Raw genomic sequence first — 20,429 nt, forward strand, 5'->3', positions numbered from 1 at the left:
CAGGTACTCGCCTCATTTCCTAAGTTCTACGTGTGCTTTTGATTGATTTTCATCAATGGCTAACAGCCCACAATACTGCATACTTTCCGCCCTGCTGTAGCAGGTCGGTGTGGGAACCGTCCTCAATGATACGTCCTTGGTCAATGACGAGTATTCGGTCGGCTCTCGCGGCGGTGGCGAGTCGGTGGGCGACGATGATGGAGGTGCGCCCGGCGGTGGTGTGGGCGGAGGCGTCGAGCACGGCGCGTTCGGTGGCGGGGTCGAGGGTGGCGGTGGCTTCGTCCAAAAGCACGACGTCGGGGTGGAGCATCTCGGCGCGGGCGAGAGCGATGATTTGCCGTTGCCCGGAACTCAAGCCCCGGCCGCGTTCGCCGACGCGGTGGTTGAAACCGCCGGGGATGGCGGCGACGATGTCCAGCGCGCCGATCCGCCGTACGGCTTCCTCGATTTCGCGCTCGGTCGCACCGGGGGCGCCGTAGGCGATATTCTCCGCGACGGTCCCGGGGAATAGATAGGACTCCTGAGGCACCTGCGCGAGCGCGCGTCGCCAGTCCGCGAGCGGGAAGTCGCGCACGTCCGCGCCGCTCGCGGTCACAGCGCCCGCCGAAGGATCGTAGAAACGCGCCAGCAGCTTGACGACGGTCGACTTGCCCGCCCCCGTCGACCCCACTAGCGCCACTGTCTCGCCGGGCTGGAAGGTGGCGGTGACTCCCGACAGCGCGACCGGGGACGGGGATGCGCTGGTCGGCTCGGCTGCGGCGGCTGAAACGCGGGGCGCGCCGGCTGAGTCGGCGGTTTCCGGGTCAGGGGACCGGTCTGTCGCGGCGGCGTCGGAGCGCGCACCGTAGGAGAAGGTCACGTTCTCCAGTGCGAGCGGTCCGCGGGCGGCGTCGGCGGCGTGCGGGGAGGTGCCGGTGTCGGGGACGGTGGTGCGCTCATCCAGCAGCTCCCGGATGCGGTCGAAGCTGACGGTGGCTTGCTGCCAGGAGTCGAAGATCTGGCCGAGCTGCTGGATGGGGCCGTAGAGCTGGCCTAAGTACATGGTGAAGGCGACGAGGACACCGACAGACAGGGTGCCGTCCGCGATGCGGGCGCCGCCGATGGCGATGATGATCGCGGTCATGATCTGGGAGATCATCTGCATGCCGTTGAAGTAGGTGGCGACGAGGAGCTGGGAGCGCATGCGGAGGCGTCGATAAGCCTCGCTCTCGGATGCGAAGTGCGCCTCGGCGGACGGCTCCATGAGGTGCATCTGGCTGATGCGGATGCCGCCGATGAGCTCGGCGAATTCGCCGTTGACCGCGGAGATCTGCGCGCGGGCCTGCGCGTGGAAGCGTTTGGAGTAGTGGCGGAAGACGACCGTGATCAGCGCAATGACCGGCACGGCGTAGAACGCGGTGAGCGCGAGCGAGCCGTCGGTGGCCACGAGCATGGCGGCAACACCAATGAGGGTGCCCACAGAGACGATGGCTTGGGCGAGGCCGGTCTGCAGGAAGCTGGACAGGGTGTCGATGTCGGTGGTCATCCGCGTCATGATCCGCCCCGACAGGTGGGATTCGAAGTAGCTCATGCCCAGGCTCTGCAGGTGGGCGTAGCTGCGCACGCGCAGCCCGTAGAGGAGGCGCTCGCCGGAGCGGGCGGAGAGCACGGTCATTGCGGCGTTGGCCAGCCACGCGATGATCACCACCGCGAACGCGGCTCCGGCGACCAGCCATAGCGTGCGGGGGTCACCAGCTTGAATGCCCTTATCGACGGCCGCACGCACCAGCGTCGGGAAACTCAGATCCGCGAGCACGCCCACCACGAGCAGGCCGGTGACCGCCGCGATGAGCCACTTCACCGACGCGAACATCGCGCGCAGACCGGACGGGATGGTGCCTTTGGGCTCCTCGTCGGCGGGAGGGAGGTGCTCCAGGCGCTCGAGGAGCTCGGGTGTCGCGGTGACCACGCGGGCGGCACCGCCGCCACCACCGCGGGGGCCTCCGCCGCCGAAGCCGCCGCCACCGCCGCCAGCGGACGGGGCGAGGATGTGCTCGCAGGGTGCGGTGTCGCCGAGGTCCGGCCACAGCTCCTCGTGGGAGGGCTCAGTTCGGGAGAGAGCGGTGCTGCCTGCGGTGGCGTCCGAGTCCGGGGCAGGCGTGCCGGCATCGTCGGGGGCCATGAGAGCCGTGTAGGAGGGGTGGGAGAGGGCGGGGGACAAAGGGGCGTCGATAAGTGTTGTGCCCTGGTTCATGATGATGACGCGCTCGGTGTGCTCGACCGTGGACTGGCGGTGAGCGACGGCGATGATGGTCACGCCCGGGAGGTTGTCGCGGAGGTTGGCCAGGATGTCGGCTTCTGTGGCGGCGTCGATGGCGGAGGTCGCGTCGTCGAGGATGAGGATGCGGGGGCGCGACAGGAGCGCGCGGGCGAGCGCGATGCGTTGGCGCTGGCCGCCGGACAGCGTGAGGCCGCGTTCGCCGACGACGGTGTCGTAGCCGTCGGGGAGGCGGGTGATGAATTCGTCGGCGCAGGCCATGCGGGCGGCGTGCTGGATGTCGGCGTCGGTGACGTCCGCGCCCATGGCGATGTTGTCGCGGATGGACAGGGAGAAAAGGAATGCTTCGTCGAAGACGCACGTGACGGCGCTGCGGATGCTGCGGTGGGTCAGCTCGCTGTACGGGATCTGGCCGTCGGGCGTGACCAGCGCGAGGTGCCCGCTGTCGGGTGCGTAGAACGCGCCGGCGAGCTGCACGGCCATGGACTTGCCGCTGCCCGCGGGGCCCACGACGGCGACCTGCTCGCCCGGCGCGACGGTGAGGTCGAAGTGGTCGAGGACCGTGCGGCCGCCGGTGGTGAACGTGACGTCGTTGAACGCGATGCCGACAGGGCCGCCGGGGACCTCGCGGGGTGTTGCCGGGTCCGGGTGCTCGGGCGCGAGGGAGAGGACCTCGTCGAGCCGGTCCACGCCGCTCATACCCATCTGGAGCGTGACGTACGTGTTGGCCAGCATGGACATCGAGGATGTGAGGGATGTCAGGTACGCGGTGAACGCGACGAACCCGCCGACCGTCATCCCGCCGCTCAGCGCAATGAGACCGCCGGCGACGATGGTGACCACGAGTGCGAGGTTGGGCAGCTGGCTCAGCGCCGGTTGGAAGCGCGCGGTGAGCTTGGCCGCGCGCATCTTCACGGCGTACAGGTGCTTGGCCAGCCCGTCGAGCACTTCGACTTCGTGTTCCTCGCGGCCGAAGGCTTTGACCACGCGCACGCCGGAGACGGTTTGCTCGACGTGGCTGGTCAGATCGGCAGCGGACTGCTGGTTCGCCCACGTGGCGGCGTAAAGGGACGTGCGTGACCTGTTGGCCAACCACACGATCAGCGGCAGGAACGCCAGCGCCATGACCGTCAAGGGCAGGTCCACCCACGCCATCACGCAGACGGTGAGCACGAGCTGCACCAGGCGCGACAGCGCCATGGGGCTCATCGCGAGGACGGAAAACAGCTGGCCCAAATCCGTGATGGAGCGCGAGACGATCTGGCCGGTGACAATGTCGTCCTGCCCGGGGCCGTCGAGGCGGTGGAGCGTCTTGAGCAGCTCCACGCGCACGTAGTGCTGCGAGCGGGTGGCCATGTTGCCAGCTGCCCAGCGCCGTAAAACCTGGAACGCGAACTGTGCGACGGCGATGCCGGCCATCGCCCACGCGATGCGGGCGACGGAGCCTTCCCGCTCGCCGGTGGCCACGTCGACGGCGGTGCCTGTCAGCCCGGGCAGGGTCGTCTGCAGCACTGCCGCGATCACGGCGGTGACCAGAGTGAGGACCGCGAACCCGGGGTTAGCTTTGAGCGACCGGGTGATCAGGTGGCCGCGCACACGGTCGGCGGAAGAAGTGAGAGAGTTGATCCGCTACTCCTCGGATGAGTCGGCGGTGGTGTGGACCGTCTTAGCGTCGTCTGCACCTTCGTTGTCGTCGCCGCCGCGGTTGCGGCCGAAGATGTCCAGGATGGCCTTGACGCGGGTCTTCGGGTTCTTGTCCGCCTCGTCGAACTCGTCCTCCACCTCTGACTTGGCCGGCAGCTCGTTTAAGAACTGAGCCGGCGGCTGGCCAAGGTTGGGGCCGATGCCCTCGATGACCTTCTTGGCCAGCGCGCGGTTGGCCATGGTGCCGGCGACAGCGCCGATGCCCAGCGGCATGAGTTTGCCGATCCACATGCGGCGCAGACGGCGCTTCATGGACTTGAGCAGCTGCCGGGTGAGCAGGCTGTTGGCCTGGTTCAGAGTCGGGCCGGAGAACTTGGACAGCATCGCGGCGGACGGCACCTTCTGCGCGTCCGGGCCGATGAGGGTGTCCACGATCGCGGCGCCCTGGGAACCGGACAGCACCATGAGCACGATGGCGCGGCGGCGCTCCGGGTCGGAGATGTCTACGCCGCGCAGGTAGGCGGAGCCGACGGTGTACACGGCGGCGAGGTCCACGAACACGAGCGATTCGCCGGCGATGGCGGCCGCGCCGGTGAAGAACCCGATGCCCGGCACCGCGGCAGCGCCGCCAGCGCCCGCGCCAGTGCCGGAGGCGGCGTAGAGGAAGTGCTTGTCCATGATCGCCTGGATCTCCGCCGGCGACGCATCCGGGTTGGAGCGGCGCAGGTGGTCCACGTAGGCGCGGATCACGCCGGACTGCAGGTGCACAGCGCGGTCGAGGCCTTTGATGAAGGACCGGCCCATCAGGTTCGCGTTCGCCTCGATGGTCTGCGGGTCCATCTGGCCGGCGGCAGCGGCGGCAGCCTTGTTCTTGCGGTCCTTGCTTTTACGGAAGAGGGCCATTGCGGGAAGTCTCCTTTTACGCGCCTGCCAGTGCGGCGCGGTTGCGGCGCAGCGAGTGCGCGGGGGTCGGTGCGGGTCTTTCGGCCCGTGAAAAAGCCAATGCACACCAATTTATAGGAGGAACGGATGCGCCGTCGCCGCGGGCACTTAGAACCAGCGGCCGGGGGAGTAGCCCCGCACCACCGACGTTGCCCGTGCGGCGGCGTGGCTACAGTGGCAAGGCATGGACGATCAGCCTGTCGTGCACACCACCGCCGGACGGGTCCGCGGCATCGTGGACCCCACGACGGGCATGCGCACGTGGCGGGGTGTGCCGTACGGCGCGCCGACGGACGGGCAGCACCGCTTCCGCGCGCCCCGCCCGCGCGAGCCGTGGAGCGGGGAACTCGACGCGACGCACTTCGCTGAGCCCGCCATGCAGGGCACATACGGCTGGAATGACCGCGTCAAGGGCACCGAGGACTGCCTGACGCTCGACATTGTCCGCCCCGACACCGACGACGTTTTGCCGGTGGTGGTGTACATGCACGGCGGCACGTTCCTCACCGGTTCCTCACACGAGAAGGTGCTGCAGGGCCACCGTTTCGCGCAGGCCACGGACATCGTCTACGTCTCGCTGAATTTCCGCCTCGGGGTGCTGGGCTACCTGGACCTGCGATCACTCGGGCCGGATTGCGTGGCCAACCCGGGCACCATGGACCAGATCCTCGCGCTGGAGTGGGTGCGCGACAACATCGCGGAATTCGGCGGCGATCCGGACCGCGTGACCATCATGGGCGAATCCGCCGGTGCCGCCGCGGTGACCACGCTCATGTGCGCACCGCCGGCGCGTGGTCTCTTCCACGGGGCCGTCGCTCAATCCGCGCCCGCGGCCGCGGTCCATTCCCGCATCCAGGCCGCAATGTGGGTGCGCAAGCTTCTCGACGGCATGGGCCTCTCCCGCCTCTCCACCCTCCAGGACCTGCGGGAGGTGGACGGTGAGGAGCTCGTGCGCGTGGGCAATTCGCTCCTGATCCGCAGCGGTGAGCTGCCGTACCTCAATTTAGCGTTCATGCCCACCGTCGACGGGGAAGTCGTGCCCCGCCACCCGATGGACGTGTTCACTGACAACGAGGAGGCGCCGGTTCCGCTGATCATCGGTTCCAATTCCGGCGAAGCCAGCTTCACTAAGGCGATGTACGTGTTCAGCAAGTCCCGTGAACGCGCCGCCCGCCGGATCCTCGAAGTGTTCGATCCCGGCCACGCCGACGCGATCCTCGATGCTTACAACGGCGCGCTGACCCGCTCCGATTTCGCGGAGCTGGTTGCCGACGCGGTGTTCTGGGCCCCCTCCGTCCGCCTGGCCACGGAACACCGCCGCGTCGCGGACGTGTGGATGTACCACTTCGACCACGCCGCCCCCGCAGTGAAGAAACTGGGCATCGGTGCCGTCCACACCGCCGACCTGGAGGCCGTGTTCGGCGCGAAGTACTCCACACCCGCGGGCCTTCTCCAGCGCCTCGGCCCCCAAAGCGACTTCGAGACCGTCAGCGAGCTTATGCAGCGCAACTGGGGCGCTTTCTTCCACACCGGCCGCGTCGGCGACGAGTGGCCTGTCTACGGTTTCCGTTNTGCCTGACGCTCGACATTGTCCGCCCCGACACCGACGACGTTTTGCCGGTGGTGGTGTACATGCACGGCGGCACGTTCCTCACCGGTTCCTCACACGAGAAGGTGCTGCAGGGCCACCGTTTCGCGCAGGCCACGGACATCGTCTACGTCTCGCTGAATTTCCGCCTCGGGGTGCTGGGCTACCTGGACCTGCGATCACTCGGGCCGGATTGCGTGGCCAACCCGGGCACCATGGACCAGATCCTCGCGCTGGAGTGGGTGCGCGACAACATCGCGGAATTCGGCGGCGATCCGGACCGCGTGACCATCATGGGCGAATCCGCCGGTGCCGCCGCGGTGACCACGCTCATGTGCGCACCGCCGGCGCGTGGTCTCTTCCACGGGGCCGTCGCTCAATCCGCGCCCGCGGCCGCGGTCCATTCCCGCATCCAGGCCGCAATGTGGGTGCGCAAGCTTCTCGACGGCATGGGCCTCTCCCGCCTCTCCACCCTCCAGGACCTGCGGGAGGTGGACGGTGAGGAGCTCGTGCGCGTGGGCAATTCGCTCCTGATCCGCAGCGGTGAGCTGCCGTACCTCAATTTAGCGTTCATGCCCACCGTCGACGGGGAAGTCGTGCCCCGCCACCCGATGGACGTGTTCACTGACAACGAGGAGGCGCCGGTTCCGCTGATCATCGGTTCCAATTCCGGCGAAGCCAGCTTCACTAAGGCGATGTACGTGTTCAGCAAGTCCCGTGAACGCGCCGCCCGCCGGATCCTCGAAGTGTTCGATCCCGGCCACGCCGACGCGATCCTCGATGCTTACAACGGCGCGCTGACCCGCTCCGATTTCGCGGAGCTGGTTGCCGACGCGGTGTTCTGGGCCCCCTCCGTCCGCCTGGCCACGGAACACCGCCGCGTCGCGGACGTGTGGATGTACCACTTCGACCACGCCGCCCCCGCAGTGAAGAAACTGGGCATCGGTGCCGTCCACACCGCCGACCTGGAGGCCGTGTTCGGCGCGAAGTACTCCACACCCGCGGGCCTTCTCCAGCGCCTCGGCCCCCAAAGCGACTTCGAGACCGTCAGCGAGCTTATGCAGCGCAACTGGGGCGCTTTCTTCCACACCGGCCGCGTCGGCGACGAGTGGCCTGTCTACGGTTTCCGTTCCGAGGACGCGCCGGGCCGCGCCACCGCCGTTATCAGCGCTCAACCCAAGGTGGTCCGCGACCCGAAGGCGGAGAAGCGCCGCGCCTGGGAGGGCTTCAAGTTCACCAGCTGGGGCACCGGCCGCCCGGAGGTGCTGGACAGCGTGACGGACTTCCTGGGGCTCGAGCCCGACGAGAAACCCTGATCTGCGCACAGGCAAGTCCCTGCCCGCAGGACACCGCGCCCTAATACAAAGCCGCGGTGAATCGGCGCAGAACCGGTGCGTTGTCGCAGGAACGTGGCTAGGCTAGGTGCGGCCAGGCCGAACGGTCCGGGAAAACCAGCAGGAGGGAACTGCCGTCATGAGCTTTTTCGAGGACATCGCCGCAGGTCTTGACCGCGAGGGCATCGAGTCGCGCGTGCACGACGAGACCATGTTCGTGCCCATCACCTCCGATGTGGAGATCCACTTCGTGGAGATCGACCCGCACCTGCCCGCCGCTAATGTCTACATCGCCGCCGCCGACGTGGACGAGGACGATGACGAGTTCGAGACCGTCCTAGTCTCCGTCGTCTTCTCCGTGGAGGACGCCGTGCAGACCGCGGTGAAGCACATGGCCACCGACCAGGTGATCACTGTGCTCAGCGACCTGCTGGAAGGCACCGACGAGCGTATCGGCGATCTGGACTTCTTCCAGGACCCCGTCGACCCGAACCTCGTGCGCGCCGAAGTCGGCGACAACGCCGAGCTGCAGGTCCAGGTGGAGCTCAAGGACGGCACCCCGTGCGCGTCCGTGACGTTCGTGGCGCTGCCGGAGTCTTACGACGACTTGCTGGACGACGCGATCGGCGAGCTGTGGGAGTCCGACGGCGACGCGGAGCTCACCGACGAGGACCGTGAGAAGCTCTTTGCCACTCTCCACGCCGAAGCCATCGCGGAGGTAGAGACCCTCGATCTCGGCGTCTTCTTCGACTTCGACCGGCTTTTCGACGTCCTGTCGCTCGCCGCCGACCACGCCGAAGACTGGGAAGCCCAGCTCCTCCCGTTCGATGACGATGACTTCGACGAGCCCGATGTCTACGACATCTTCGGCGCCGACGACCCGGACGACGACGGCCTCGACGATGAAGACGATGAAGGTGACCTCGACAGGGACGACGACCTGGACGAGGACGACGACCTTGACGGGGATGACGAGGACGATGACGACACCGTCACCGAGGACGTTGACTTCGAGGACGAGGTCTAGGCGGCGGCCAGTCCTTCAAACATGGAGGCGGGGGAGTAGACGGGCGTGAAGGTGCCGTCCACGAGCCAGACAAAGGTGGTGCCGGTCGGGGAGTAGATCTCGTGGACCGCGCCGGCCATGGAGCTGGGAACGATGGCGCGGACCCACGCCTCGGCCAGATCACGGTCGACGGTGATGCCGGTGACGTCGGTGAAGCGGACCTCGATGAGGTAGGCGGGCACGTGCGTCTCGCCGTAGCCCTTGATGCGGGCCTGGGCGCGGGGGCCGACGCGGCGGCGCGTGACCGCCGCCTTCAACTGTGGTCCGTGCCCGATGCGTGGAAGCTCCCGTGTCGGCGGGCGCCAGGCGGGTGTCGGACGGGCGAGGGAGCGCGGGTGGTGGATGACTGCCTCGAAACGGTCGAGTGCGTCGGCCTGGGTGGAGCGGATCTGGTGGGCGAGTTCTCGTGTGTTCGTCATGGCCCACAAATTACGAAACCGAGTGGACACACCCATCCCGAAATTCGAACAACCATTCGAACGTCTAACGGCCCGTAAACGGAAAGGTGGCTTTACCGGCCATAAGGGGTAGCGTGTGGGGCGCTATGACAACCTCATCCAGTATCGGCCGGTGGCCGCATGACCGGTGGCAGCACTGGTCCCACAACCGGGCTGAGCGCAGGCAAGAGCGCAACGCGGAGCGCGGACCGGTTCCGCCGATCCCGCAGGAGATCTGGGTGCTCGTCGCGGCGGCATTCCTTATCGCGCTGGGCTACGGCCTGATTGCACCGATCATTCCGCAGTTCGCGGTCAGTTTCGGTGTGTCGATGGCGGCGGCTGCCGCGGTGGTGTCGGTGTTCTCGGCGGCACGGTTGGTGGGGGCGCCGGGGGCGGGGTGGCTCGTCGATAAGCTCGGCTCGCGCAAGATCTACTTGTCGGGCCTGGTCATTGTGGCGGTGACCACTGGTTTGGTGGCTCTCGCGCAGGTGTATTGGCACATGCTGGTGCTGCGGTTCATCGCGGGGCTGGGGTCGACGATGTTCACTATCTCGGCGCAGGCGCTGATTGTGAAGGTGGCGCCGCCGCAGATCCGCGGGCGGGCGAGCTCCACATACGCGACGGCGTTCCTGCTGGGCAATATCATCGGCCCGGTCGCGGGCGCGGGCCTGTCGTTTCTAGGGATGCGCTGGCCGTTCGTGATTTACGGCGTGGGCGTGGGGCTTGCGGCCGTGGTGGTGTGGGCGCGTCTGCCCAAGTCGGACCACGACGTGGACCGTGCCGCGCGCCCGCCGATGCGTCTGGATGAGGCGTTCGGCCACCCCAGCTACCGAAGCCTTTTGGCGTCGATGTTCGCGAACGGCTGGGTGAACATGGGCGTGCGCGTGGCTATTCTCCCGCTGTTCGCGGCGTCGGTGTTCACGCACGGCACGGCGATGTCCGGTCTGGCGCTGGCGGCGTTCGCTGCGGGCAACGCGATCACGCTGCAGTTCTCCGGCCGCCTGGCGGATGAGATCGGACGCAAGCCGATGATTCTCTCCGGCCTGGCCACCACCGTCGTGGCCACGGCGACCCTCGGCTTTGCCACGAGCTTCTGGCCGCTGATCGCCCTGTCCGCGCTCGCCGGCGTGGGCGGCGGCATGCTCGTGCCCAGCCAGCAAGCGACGCTGGCGGACATCATCGGCAACGACCGTGCGGGCGGCAAGACCTTGTCCGTGTTCCAGATGTGCGGCGACGCCGGCCAGGTCCTCGGCCCGATCATCATCGGTGCGCTGGCTGAGTCCCACGGCTTCCCCGTCGCGTTCGGCGTGTGCGGCGCCATCGCCGCCGGCGCATTCATCGTCTGGGCGGCGATGGGGCAGGAGACCCACCCGAAGCGCACGGCGCCAGCAACTGGAAGGGCAGCGGAGGCAGCCGGAAACACACAAGGAACCACCGACCCCGCGAAGGAGAACTAATGCGCATCATCCTCGACTGCGACCCGGGCGTGGACGACACCTACGCGTTGATCTACCTCGCAGCCGCCGCGCACGCAGGTACGCACGAGCTGGAGTGCGTGACCACCACCAGCGGAAACGTGGAAGCGGACCAGTGCGCACGCAACGCCGCGTGGATTCTCACGCTGTGTGGCCTGCCCATCATCCCTCTCGCAGCCGGCATCCCGGAGCCGCTCGAGTGGGACCTGATCACCACGCCGGAGACCCACGGCGACACGGGCCTGGGCTACGCGCATGCGCCGGGGCGCCACGTGGAGCACGACTGGGACCGGCTCTGGATCGACGCGATCGACCGCGGCACTGAGGACCTCCACCTCATTGTCACCGGCCCCATGACCAACCTCGCCGCGTTCCGCCGCCTTCACCCGGACCATTACGCGAAGCTGCGCCACATCACGGTCATGGGTGGCGCGTTCCACTACCCGGGCAACACCACGCCCAGCGCCGAGTGGAATTTCTGGGTGGACCCCCACGCCGCCAAGGAAGTCTTCGCTGACGCGCCAGCGCCGATCACCGTGTGCCCGCTCAACGTCACGGAGAAAATGCTCCTCACGCCCGAGCACCTCACGCGCATCACGGACTCCCTCGGCACCGCGCCGATCGCGCAGCAGCTCGACCCCATCACCCGCTTCTACTTCGAGTTCCACGAGGACATGGGGGAGGGCTATCAGGCACAGATCCACGACCTATTCACGGTGCTTACCGCCACCGGCGCCATCACCCCCACGCCGCAGCTGGCCACCGTGGACATCGAGGCCGACAGCGACCTCACCAGGGGCACATCGCTTCTCGACGCCTCCCACTTCTGGGACCGCACCCCCAACGCCCACGTGATCACCGACATCCGCGACACCACCATCACCCACGCCTGGCAGCTTTTCGACGACGCCTGCCACATCCTCTCCCGCATCGCCTCCGGCGACGCCGCCCTGGAGAAACTCCGGCACCTGCGGGCGGAGGACTAGGGGGTTATCTCCATTTGGCGCCTTAGATCGCGGGGCAAGGCTGGTTTGTACGCATACCATGGCTGGACTAACTTCTGATGATGGTGACGAACGTATCTGCGATTCTTTGATCGCAAGACATGAACTTGATCATGTCTTGTTTTCCGCCTCTAAATTACGATTGATCAGTAAAGGATTTTTAAGTGAAACAACCGACAATGCTTTCTACATTTGCTGGTTGTGGCGGAATGGATAGGGGGTTCGAAGACGCCGGTTTTAAGACGATTTGGGCGAATGACCTTCATCCGGATGCAGTTCGTACTTTTGAAGCGAACTTCGGTCCAGGGATAATTCACCAAGGCGACATTACGGAGCTTGACCCATTTGAAGATCCGTCAATTCCAGGTGCGGACCTGATTACTGGGGGTTTCCCATGTCAAGACTTTTCTAATGTTTGGAAGCAGCCGGGTTTGGACGGTGAACGGGGGAACCTCTACAAAAACTTTCGTGACTTTATTGCAGCCAAAAAGCCTGCTGCGTTTGTTGGTGAAAACGTCAAAGGGCTACTAACGGCTAATGGTGGTAACGCAATCAAAACAATAGTCGAAGATTTGGAGTCGATAAGTCCTGGATACCTGGTGAAGCCCCGACTTTATAACTTTGCGGAGTACGGAGTTCCTCAGTTCCGTGAACGGGTGTTGATCGTTGGAGTTCGAAAGGACAAAGGGTTTAACTTTCGCCACCCGAAGCCGACTCATGGCCCCCGGGGAGAAATCGATTATATGACTTCAGGGGAAGCACTTAAGAATGTGGATCTGGCGACCTTTAACAACGAACTACCTGAGCATAATGCCAAGATTCGTCGGATGTTGGAGGCTATTCCTCCTGGGAAGAACTACACAGTTATCCCCAAGGATAGCCCTCTTTATGTCAAGGGTCTGATCAGTCACGTTTACCGTCGACTCGACCCTGAAAAACCTTCACCAACGATTATTGCGGGCGGTGGAGGAGGCACTTGGGGGTACCACTATAAGGAACCCCGCGCCTTGACGAATAGAGAAAGAGCTCGCTTGCAGTCGTTCCGCGATGATTTCATCTTCATGGGTAACCGGGCTGAGGTGCGTCGCCAGATCGGTAACGCTGTGCCTCCTAAAGGGGTCGAGGCCTTGGCCTTTCGACTGATGGAGCTGTTTAATGGGCAATATCAGAGAGTGGACTTGGAGCCTGAAATTGAGCGGCTTCGGTCGATGACAATAAGTGAACGCCTATTTGAGGCTGATTCCGAAGCCGACTAGTCCTTGGCTTGGTAAGCATGTTGTGCACATCCTGGATTTCTAGCGCAATATCCGCAATTGGCTCGTGTTCCCAAAACCGCAGGACGGTCCAGGATTGGCCCCTAAGATTTTCAGTGACCCATTTGTCTCGAGCTCGCACATCTGTCCAATACTTCGACCAGTAGATTTCCCTAGATGTTTTACTTCGATGAAGTGAGCAACCATGCCAAAAACAACCATCGATGAAAACTGCGAGTTGCTGAGTGGGAAAGACGATGTCCGGAGTGCCTAAAATATCTTTACGGTCGACCTGAAAGAAAAGACCGAGTCGATTGAGTTCACTTCGAACAGCCCATTCGAGGTTGTTACCACCTGGGCATCCCGTCGTAATCGGCTTCCGTCTGCGTGAAGTCAATCATTCCTCCACAACTTCATCCAGGAGTTCAGTCACCGTTTGTTTGAGCTGTTCTTCTGGAAGCATTTCAAGACGTTGATAACCCGTGTGCAGGTACACATGCTTCAACAACTCCTTTGATCTGTCCTTTTGGCCTTCGATATGCTTCTCTTGCAGAGCCTCCAGGACCGCCCACATGAGGTTCGGGCTGCGGCCGATCTGCCGTTCAAAGATTGATTGGCGACGATTCTCGTTATCCAGGACCCATCGGGTGTAAGCAAACGGATCGCCCGTCCTGACTGAGTATGGATGTTCGATCCCTTGGTCGTACGTTAAATCAGCGATCCACCAAAGCCTAGCGATGCTATTTCGCATAAGTGATCTTGGCGAACTGCTCACCATCAGGCAGTGGTCGAGCGCGTAAGGCTTAAACTTCTCCCGCCCCACGAGTGGCCAGCGTTTCTCGGTGTACTGCCGAAAAGTCACCATCGAAAGGTAAGACCAGAGTCGCGCATCTGCGGCGTTCGCTCGATCGAGTGACCCGATGGCCTCGTATACTTCGACTGCGTTGGAGCCATCGTTTTCGTTAGAAAGCGCATTGGGGAACTGAATAGGCCGATCGAGGGCGATCAAGTATCTTGAGTCGTTAGCCATACTGTCGACCAAGTGGAGGAACTCCTCCGGCTTTTCGCAGTCATTCAGTTTGAATCTCAAGATGTCGATCGCATCTTCGCTGAAGATGTGAGAACACGTAAGGGAAGATTCGTTGCTCATTCTTCGTTCTCCTCTTGTTCAAGTGATGCCAGAGCCTTCGCCGTGGTGTGATTCAGGAGCCGTTCTGCGGATTCCAGTGGAGACGAGATGTCCAGTTTGCTGTGCTCAATCATGCGCTTGAGAGTTTGATACCATTCGCGACCAGCAAAGTCGTCGCCTTCTGGCATAGCTTCCATTCGTGAGATATAGCTCAAAGTCTCCATCAGTACAGGAAGCACTACCAGCGAAAGCTTTAGGTCGTCTGCGTACCCGAGGGCTTGAAGCCCATCGAAAACCTGAGCAGATAGAAAAACTGAAATTTGCTCTGTGTTGTTGAAATCGACCCGAATCGGTTCAACTTGATCCTCTCGCTTGGTGATGCGGAAGATGCTACCCAACGGTGGATTCATTGCGTCATACAGTTTTGCCGCGTTGAAGTAGAAGTCGCCACCGAAAGCGAGGTAATCGGCCACTCTAATCGAGAATTTTTGGCCACCGTAGTCCTCGTGTTGGTTATCCCATCTGAAATTCTCGATGTCTTGAGCTGCGGTGATTTCGACTACGATATCAACGCGATCCCGCAAGAACTCTTGATCCAGCGAGCATTCGAAACGCCAACCATCGATCCTAGCTTCCGCAGCAAGGGGCTCGAGGATTCCGCTGCTGAGGGTTGCTCGACAATGCCACCAAATAACGATCTTTGCTTGCCCGGAATTAACGAGTTCCTGCAGCTGCTGATCATCGGTAAAAACCTTGAACTTGATCAAGATGTCTTCGACCGTTGGACTGATGCCGATGTTGGTCAAATGCAACGACGAGGACACGTCGTCACCGTTGCCAATGACTGGGTGGGGAAAAGAGCCAACCTGTGCAACCATTTAAACCACTCCTAACCTAAAGCGTTGCGAATTGGAAAGTTTCAGACGAAGAGTTGTACTGAGGGTGTCAGGATCGATTTCAACCCCGTGAATCGTGTTTCCCTCGAACTCGATCTCAACCAGATCTTGTCCGTCTTGGACATAAGCCTGCTGAATTGGAAGCGTGAAATCTTTTTCTGGCTCTCCACCGTCTCTTAAAGCGGCAAGGGTCAGGTCGCCGGAACCTGCCTCTGAGGCCCTCAAGACAACGATCAAATCTCCAGTTGATGCTTCGGTCCAGCTGCGCATTCGCACGTCGGTTTCCAAAATCTTCGCTGAGCCATCACCTTTTTCCGCGACAACATCTGCGGAACCGCCAGAAGATTTGGCTGTGTGTCCACTATTCTTGCGCAGGCCCCCCATTGCAGGATCGCCCTGGCCACTACGCGCGCTAGTGCGGGGACCCACCTCGTAGATTTGACGCTTAGACTGCTTCACCGCTGGTGTTGAATCATCTCCATGCACGCTATCCGACTCATCGTTTCCAGTCTCTCTGTCTGTTGAGGTTCCTTCGTATGAGTGGATATCGAGATTGTCTTTCCCGAGGCCGGACGGCAGGAGTCGGTCCATCTCTTCAATCTGAATTTCTTCTCCTATTTCATCTGAGAGCTGAGTTTTCAATCCCTCGCGGATGAATTCCTTAACTTTCGAGACCAGTTTGCTCCCGTATTCCGCTCGCTTAGGGACCCACTTATCGTGCGCAGGGGGCTCCAATGTGCGTAGCTTCGAATTGAGCGGTTCGTCTTCCCCTAGGAAAATAGCGGCGTATTTTGCCCGAATAGAATGATGGGAAAAGGTCGTAACCTTCATCAGGGGTGCTCGCATTGCGATCGTGTCCAGTTTCTTGGGCAGCGAACTGTCGAACTCCATGTACAATTCGCACTTCCCGAACCCTTCAATTTCGCCCGAAATCGGTTCAGAATGAAGTGCTTTGTAGAAGGGGTAAACGTCGTCGAAAGTCCTTACGAGTTCTCCCAAAGTTTTCGAATTCAGAGTCCAGTTTCCGCTGGGGGTGATGCCTTCCACTTCAAGGAGGCCTCGGTCGATAGCGACGAAAAAGTTCCTTACAAAGGCGGCCCTGATATTAAATAGGTTTGGATCAGCATTCGCGTCCAGGTACCCCAGGATATAAGTGTCGGTACCATTTTCTTTGCGGGGTGAGAACCCCCCAATCGGGTCTGGGGAGCGGAGGTAGTGGAACCCTGATCTATCGGCCCTGTCGATAAAGAAGCCGTCTGGCCCTCGTCGCACGCCGTCAAGATCATGGGTAGCGAGTTGGCTCTGTCCAGCGAAGACTACTTCGTCGCTGTCTTCCGCGAGAGTAGTCCAGAGCACGGTGCGAATGGCAGATGAGAGCGCACCGGTAACTGCGCCTACTCCGAAGGACCCGCCCTTGCCCTGTTTTCCTGAACTGATACCTCTAGAGCGGGTAAGGGCAACAATCGGCGAGTCGTTTGTGTTGTCGTTCTCGTGCCCTGTCAGGCCTGTGGTTCCATAGTCACCAATGCGAAGAACGGGTAACTCATTGAGATCAGTGGCCTCCGCGGCAGTCACTAGACGTGTGTTGGTTGCATCTATGTGTCGGGTTGCTTCATCTGCCGCAATTACGTGCCGTCGTAGTTCTCGATAATCCGGAATCTCGCCGGTTTTCAGGTTACGGAGTTCAAACTGCATCCTGACTGGGCCTTGATTCTCTGTGGCCTTTGCATCGAGCGAATTTTGGCCCATTTCTCGGACCAGCGCTTCGGCCATGGTTACTTCTTTGAAGTGCTCCTCTGCCGAGGAAGTTGCACCTTGGACTGCGCTCATTCCCGCTTTCTCGAAATAGAATCCAAAATCAGTGTTCATCTTGCCTCACCGTCACTAATCTGCTTGTAGAACATTTCCTTTACCTCTTCCAAAGCGGCATCAATAGGGGTAAATAGTTCGTCTACGTCTCCCGCTTGAAACTCGTAGTTCTTCGTATTTGAAAGGTTGCCGATAAGGCGGATTTCTCGTTTCAATCGGTCGCCTCTGCTCGAGGCTAATCGCTTAAACCTTTCCTGTTTAGACTCCATGATCAACCTCCGTCGTGGCTACATTTACTAAATATAACCGATATGTAGACGACGTCAAGTGGTTCAGAGGTTTCCTGCAGTCGGTGATGGCTCGGCAGGGCGAGGGGACTGCGCGGGCTAGACCGGCAGTTCACTGACGCGCTTGGGAGGAACGGCGACGACGAATTCCTCGTCGTTATTGGGGCCGCAGGAGGGGAACTTGTTGAACTTCTGGTCCTCGTCGCCGGGGAAGAGGTAGTTGCTCCCGCCGCATGTCCAGCCGTTGGGTGCTGTCCAGAAGGCGCCGGAGCCTTGCGGGGGCATGCCGGACGGGGAATCGGACATGTAGTCGGAGAAGACCTCCATGGCCTCCTCGCAGTTCACGCCGTCGGTCATGGCCACGATGGACAGCGGGCTGCCGTCGCCCAGGGATGTCACTTGGCCGCAGACGGTGCCGGCAGCGACGTTTGTGCGGTCTTCTTTCGGCTTGGCTTCCTGGCTCTTCTCGTCCTTGGCCTTGGTGTCCTTCGCCTCGTCTTCCTTCTTTTCTGTCTTCTCCGCCGACTTCTTTTCGCTGGTGGTCGGCTCCGCGGACGTGGTTGCAGTAGTGGCTACGGCGGAGGAACTCTCCATAGTGGTCAGGACGGGGCCGCTAGCACTGTCCTGTTCGGAGGAGCACCCAGTAAGGGTGAGGACGGCGGTGGCCAGGGCAGTGGCGGTGAGGGCGGGGCGAGAAAGGCGCATAGACACACAGTCTAGGGGGTCGGTGTGGTGGGGGCGGGCTCTCCGTGTGGAGGAAAGTTCGCACTGATGGCGGAGATGAATCCGGTTAATCTGAACCAAACAGCTGCGCCGGGCACCGCGTCCACTGCATGGCGTATGGGCCGTATGCGTGGGCGTGGTGGAGGAAGGTGCGGGGATGAAGAAGGCGGGAGTGATCCTTGCTGTGCTCGGCGCGGTGGCGCTGGTCGGGGCGGTCGTTCTGGGGTTGGTCGGCGGTTCCGGGCTGAGGGCGGCGATTGAGGCGCCGAAGGTGACCATCGAGGGCGGCAAAGGCGTTGTGGAGCTCGAGGAGGATACGGACTACATGATCTTCAGGGCTCAGAACGCGCCGGAAACGGTGTTGTGCGAGGTGCGGTCGCCGGGCGGGGAGGTTCTCCCGCAGCAGACCAAGGGCGTCACGCTGAATCTGGAAATGGAGAACGGGACGTGGACGTCTATCGGCAGCTTCCATGCTGATGAGGCCGGAGGGTATGCGGTGGAGTGCACCGACGAGGTCATGGTGACCACCAAGTCCGCCACCGATGCGGTGGGCCGCGGTGTCGGCGGGATTATGGGATCGGTCTTCGCTGTCATGGGCGCTTTGTTCATGATCATCATCGGCCTGTTGATGGCCGTGGTGGGCAACCACCGGGACAAACAGCGGCGCGGCCAGGGTGGGTACTAGAGACACTCTCAGTACTCGCCCGTACTTGCGAATTTCAGGCATCGTGGCTCGTCCGAGAGCTGAAGCCCCTGGGTACTGAAATGGCTATAGTGCCCGCTCTGACGTAGGCTTTGGCGGTGATGAGTATTGATGAGAACGCCGCTGAAGACCAGCAGGCGAACACCCCGGCTGAGACGGAGAACGCGACCGAATCTGTGACGGATCCGGTGCAGTCCAGCCCCGAGGCGCAGAAGCAGCTTGAAACGGAGAACGTTTCGCAGGCTGCGGGCACTGCAGAAGAGAATGGGCACGTGAACGAGAATGGGACCGCGGAGAATGCCGCGGAAGAAGAACTGAACCAGACTCCCGCTGAGGACAACGGCGGGGAGGGGGCTGAGGAGGCGTCGATAAGCAACGGCTTCGACGCGCTCGACCTCCCCGACGATGTGCTGGACGCGATCCGCAAAGTGGGCTTTGAGGAGCCGTCGCCGATCCAAGCGCAGACGATCCCGCTGCTGATGGAGGGCCGCGACGTGGTCGGCCTCGCGCAGACGGGTACGGGCAAGACGGCGGCGTTCGCGCTGCCCATCCTCGCCCGGATTGACAAGAAAGCGCGCCACCCGCAGGCGCTGGTGCTCGCACCGACACGTGAGCTGGCGCTGCAGGTATCCGACTCCTTCCAGTCCTTCGCGGACCACCTCGGCGGCATCTCCGTGCTGCCGATCTACGGCGGGCAGGCGTACGGCATCCAGCTGTCGGGTCTGCGCCGCGGCGCGCAGATCATCGTGGGTACCCCGGGCCGCGTCATCGACCACCTGGAGAAGGGCTCGCTGGACATCTCCAACCTGCGCTTCCTCGTGCTCGACGAGGCGGACGAGATGCTCAACATGGGCTTCCAGGAGGACGTGGAGCGCATCCTCGAAGACACCCCGGACGACAAGCAGGTGGCGCTGTTCTCCGCGACGATGCCCAACGGTATCCGCCGGATTTCCAAGCAGTACCTCGACGACCCCGCCGAGGTCACCGTCAAGGCGGAAACGCGCACGAACACGAACATCACGCAGCGCTACCTGTTCACCGCGCACCGCAACAAGCTCGACGCCATCACGCGCATCCTCGAGGTCACCGAATTCGACGGCATGATCGTCTTCGTGCGCACCAAGCACGAGACGGAAGAGGTCGCCGAGAAGCTCCGCGCACGCGGTTTCTCCGCCGCCGCGATCAACGGCGACATCGCCCAGCAGCAGCGCGAGCGCACGGTCGACCAGCTTCGCGACGGCCGCCTAGACATCCTCGTCGCCACCGACGTCGCCGCACGCGGTCTGGATGTGGAGCGCATTTCCCACGTGCTCAACTACGACATCCCGAACGACACGGAGAGCTACGTCCACCGCATCGGCCGCACCGGCCGCGCGGGTCGAACTGGTGAGGCAATCCTGTTTGTCACCCCGCGCGAGCGCCGCATGCTCCGCTCCATTGAGAAGGTGACTGGCGCCAAGATCGAGGAGATGGACCTGCCCACCGTGGACGAGGTCAACGTCTCCCGCATGGCCAAGTTCTCCGACTCCATTACCGAGTCCCTGGAGAACGACCAGATGGATCTTTTCCGCGGCCTCGTGCGCAGCTACTCCGCCGACCACGACGTGCCCATGGAGGACATTGCCGCTGCACTGGCCGCGCAGACCTCAGGCGACGAGTTCCTGATGAAGGAGCCGCCGAAGGACAAGCGCGACCGCCGCGACCGCGAGAAGTGGGACCGCGACGATCGCCGCGACCGTGACCGTGGTGGCCGTGGACGCGACCGCCGTGACCGCGACGACCGTGGCGGCCGCGGGCGTTTCCACAACGACGACCCGAACTTTGACACCTACCGCCTCGACGTGGGCAAGCGCCAGCACGTCCGCCCGGGAGCCATCGTGGG

The 20,429-nt window shown here is 62.7% G+C and carries 17 protein-coding genes; 8 read left to right on the top strand and 9 right to left on the bottom strand.

The features are described 5' to 3' along the window. Positions 1–52: 52 nt before the first annotated feature. Together CZ338_RS01870 and CZ338_RS01875 are read right to left on the bottom strand one after the other, a co-directional pair. Positions 53–3,853, bottom strand: coding sequence for an ABC transporter ATP-binding protein (locus CZ338_RS01870; RefSeq protein WP_204211809.1), 3,801 nt, complete (start codon positions 3,851–3,853; stop codon positions 53–55). A 33-nt stretch (positions 3,854–3,886) separates the two neighbouring features. Next, positions 3,887–4,741, bottom strand: a complete 855-nt coding sequence (locus CZ338_RS01875; RefSeq protein ID WP_407919355.1) for a hypothetical protein — start codon at positions 4,739–4,741, stop codon at positions 3,887–3,889. A 286-nt stretch (positions 4,742–5,027) separates the two neighbouring features. On the opposite strand from CZ338_RS01875, the gene CZ338_RS01880 reads away from it, so the two are divergent. From CZ338_RS01880 to CZ338_RS01890, 3 genes are all read left to right on the top strand, one after another. After that, on the top strand, positions 5,028–6,422 hold the full coding sequence (locus CZ338_RS01880; protein ID WP_087116538.1) for a carboxylesterase/lipase family protein: 1,395 nt from the start codon (positions 5,028–5,030) through the stop codon (positions 6,420–6,422). Then, the gene (locus CZ338_RS01885) at positions 6,392–7,747 is read left to right on the top strand and encodes a carboxylesterase/lipase family protein (RefSeq protein ID WP_235839388.1); all 1,356 of its coding nucleotides are present in this window, start codon (positions 6,392–6,394) and stop codon (positions 7,745–7,747) included. Before CZ338_RS01880 ends, CZ338_RS01885 begins: the two co-directional genes overlap by 31 nt. Positions 7,748–7,904: 157 nt before the next feature. Then, positions 7,905–8,792, top strand: coding sequence for a hypothetical protein (locus CZ338_RS01890; RefSeq protein WP_087116539.1), 888 nt, complete (start codon positions 7,905–7,907; stop codon positions 8,790–8,792). Here the strand turns inward: CZ338_RS01890 and CZ338_RS01895 are convergent. Continuing rightward, a complete protein-coding gene (locus CZ338_RS01895) occupies positions 8,789–9,250 on the bottom strand; it encodes a hypothetical protein (RefSeq protein WP_087116541.1) in 462 nt (153 codons plus the stop codon). The genes CZ338_RS01890 and CZ338_RS01895 overlap by 4 nt on opposite strands. Positions 9,251–9,375: 125 nt before the next feature. Here CZ338_RS01895 and CZ338_RS01900 point away from each other — a divergent pair, with 125 nt between their 5' ends. The 3 genes from CZ338_RS01900 (at position 9,376) to CZ338_RS01910 (ending at position 13,003) form a co-directional block, all read left to right on the top strand. Beyond that, positions 9,376–10,725, top strand: coding sequence for an MFS transporter (locus tag CZ338_RS01900; RefSeq protein WP_087116543.1), 1,350 nt, complete (start codon positions 9,376–9,378; stop codon positions 10,723–10,725). Next, positions 10,725–11,729, top strand: coding sequence for a nucleoside hydrolase (locus CZ338_RS01905; protein ID WP_087116545.1), 1,005 nt, complete (start codon positions 10,725–10,727; stop codon positions 11,727–11,729). The genes CZ338_RS01900 and CZ338_RS01905 overlap by 1 nt, the downstream gene beginning before the upstream one ends. 182 nt (positions 11,730–11,911) lie before the next feature. Beyond that, positions 11,912–13,003 carry a DNA cytosine methyltransferase gene (locus CZ338_RS01910; RefSeq protein ID WP_235839389.1) on the top strand — a complete coding sequence of 364 codons (1,092 nt, stop codon included), beginning with the start codon at positions 11,912–11,914 and terminating at the stop codon, positions 13,001–13,003. Here CZ338_RS01910 and CZ338_RS11350 read toward each other — a convergent pair. The 6 genes from CZ338_RS11350 to CZ338_RS01940 form a co-directional block, all read right to left on the bottom strand. After that, the gene (locus tag CZ338_RS11350; protein WP_087116549.1) at positions 12,900–13,397 is read right to left on the bottom strand and encodes a PDDEXK family nuclease; all 498 of its coding nucleotides are present in this window, start codon (positions 13,395–13,397) and stop codon (positions 12,900–12,902) included. The genes CZ338_RS01910 and CZ338_RS11350 overlap by 104 nt on opposite strands. Further along, a complete protein-coding gene (locus tag CZ338_RS01920; protein ID WP_087116552.1) occupies positions 13,398–14,150 on the bottom strand; it encodes a DUF6339 family protein in 753 nt (250 codons plus the stop codon). It abuts the gene before it with no gap. Further along, positions 14,147–15,007 carry a hypothetical protein gene (locus tag CZ338_RS01925; RefSeq protein ID WP_087116554.1) on the bottom strand — a complete coding sequence of 287 codons (861 nt, stop codon included), beginning with the start codon at positions 15,005–15,007 and terminating at the stop codon, positions 14,147–14,149. Before CZ338_RS01925 ends, CZ338_RS01920 begins: the two co-directional genes overlap by 4 nt. After that, complete coding sequence (locus CZ338_RS01930; RefSeq protein WP_087116555.1) at positions 15,008–16,894, bottom strand: hypothetical protein; 1,887 nt, start codon at positions 16,892–16,894, stop codon at positions 15,008–15,010. It abuts the gene before it with no gap. Continuing rightward, a complete protein-coding gene (locus CZ338_RS01935) occupies positions 16,891–17,103 on the bottom strand; it encodes a hypothetical protein (protein WP_087116557.1) in 213 nt (70 codons plus the stop codon). Before CZ338_RS01935 ends, CZ338_RS01930 begins: the two co-directional genes overlap by 4 nt. A gap of 117 nt (positions 17,104–17,220) precedes the next feature. Continuing rightward, positions 17,221–17,826 carry a hypothetical protein gene (locus CZ338_RS01940; protein WP_143341232.1) on the bottom strand — a complete coding sequence of 202 codons (606 nt, stop codon included), beginning with the start codon at positions 17,824–17,826 and terminating at the stop codon, positions 17,221–17,223. A 175-nt stretch (positions 17,827–18,001) separates the two neighbouring features. Here CZ338_RS01940 and CZ338_RS01945 point away from each other — a divergent pair, with 175 nt between their 5' ends. Further along, a complete protein-coding gene (locus tag CZ338_RS01945; protein WP_087116561.1) occupies positions 18,002–18,529 on the top strand; it encodes a hypothetical protein in 528 nt (175 codons plus the stop codon). A gap of 119 nt (positions 18,530–18,648) precedes the next feature. Beyond that, on the top strand, positions 18,649–20,429 hold a 1,781-nt coding region (locus CZ338_RS01950), incomplete at its 3' end, for a DEAD/DEAH box helicase (protein ID WP_087116786.1).

It is taken from the genome of Corynebacterium urinipleomorphum, assembly GCF_900155535.1.
GTDB classification, from domain to species: Bacteria; Actinomycetota; Actinomycetes; order Mycobacteriales; family Mycobacteriaceae; genus Corynebacterium; species Corynebacterium urinipleomorphum.

Bases quoted from the DNA above. Each gene is read 5' to 3' on its own strand.
- CZ338_RS01905 (WP_087116545.1), top strand. From the start codon at position 10,725: ATGCGCATCATCCTCGACTGCGACCCGGGCGTGGACGACACCTACGCG.
- CZ338_RS01875 (WP_407919355.1), bottom strand. From the start codon at position 4,741: ATGGACCCGCAGACCATCGAGGCGAACGCGAACCTGATGGGCCGGTCC.
- CZ338_RS01940 (WP_143341232.1), bottom strand. From the start codon at position 17,826: ATGCGCCTTTCTCGCCCCGCCCTCACCGCCACTGCCCTGGCCACCGCC.
- CZ338_RS01920 (WP_087116552.1), bottom strand. From the start codon at position 14,150: ATGAGCAACGAATCTTCCCTTACGTGTTCTCACATCTTCAGCGAAGAT.
- CZ338_RS01895 (WP_087116541.1), bottom strand. From the start codon at position 9,250: ATGACGAACACACGAGAACTCGCCCACCAGATCCGCTCCACCCAGGCC.
- CZ338_RS01930 (WP_087116555.1), bottom strand. From the start codon at position 16,894: ATGAACACTGATTTTGGATTCTATTTCGAGAAAGCGGGAATGAGCGCA.
- CZ338_RS01900 (WP_087116543.1), top strand. From the start codon at position 9,376: ATGACAACCTCATCCAGTATCGGCCGGTGGCCGCATGACCGGTGGCAG.
- CZ338_RS01890 (WP_087116539.1), top strand. From the start codon at position 7,905: ATGAGCTTTTTCGAGGACATCGCCGCAGGTCTTGACCGCGAGGGCATC.
- CZ338_RS01945 (WP_087116561.1), top strand. From the start codon at position 18,002: ATGAAGAAGGCGGGAGTGATCCTTGCTGTGCTCGGCGCGGTGGCGCTG.
- CZ338_RS01935 (WP_087116557.1), bottom strand. From the start codon at position 17,103: ATGGAGTCTAAACAGGAAAGGTTTAAGCGATTAGCCTCGAGCAGAGGC.
- CZ338_RS01925 (WP_087116554.1), bottom strand. From the start codon at position 15,007: ATGGTTGCACAGGTTGGCTCTTTTCCCCACCCAGTCATTGGCAACGGT.